This is a genomic window from Pararcticibacter amylolyticus, assembly GCF_003130405.1.
Lineage (GTDB): Bacteria > Bacteroidota > Bacteroidia > Sphingobacteriales > Sphingobacteriaceae > Arcticibacter > Arcticibacter amylolyticus.
The window spans coordinates 1-356 of record NZ_QEAS01000125.1; the positions used below are offsets into that span (position 1 = coordinate 1).

1 protein-coding gene is annotated in these 356 nt (G+C 52.2%); it reads right to left on the bottom strand.

What is annotated here, in order from left to right:
- The coding region (locus DDR33_RS25365; protein WP_202913859.1) for an Ig-like domain-containing protein at nucleotides 1-356 on the bottom strand (356 nt) is incomplete at both ends.

The following is a 356-nucleotide window of genomic DNA, read 5'->3' on the forward strand; positions in this document are numbered from 1 at the left end:
CCCAGTTCTTCGCTAAGGGTTATTTCCCAATGTCCGTTCTGGTCGGCATAGACAGGACCATAAGGCTTGCCATCGATGACGATTTCGATCTTAGTTCCTGGTTCAGCGGTGCCGCTGAACGTTGGAGTTGTATCGTTTGTGGCGGAGCCGTTGCCGCCGGGAACAGTTGGCTGTTCTGGGGTTACAGGCTTATCGGTCTTAACAGTGATAGTAGTTTCTGCACTTTCGCTGACGTTACCTGCGATATCGGTAGCTTTTACGGTTACTATGTGACCGCCCTCTGCTAATGCAGGGTTGATTACAAGTTCCCAGTGACCGTTCTGGTCGGCGTAGACAGGGCCATAAGGCTTGCCGTC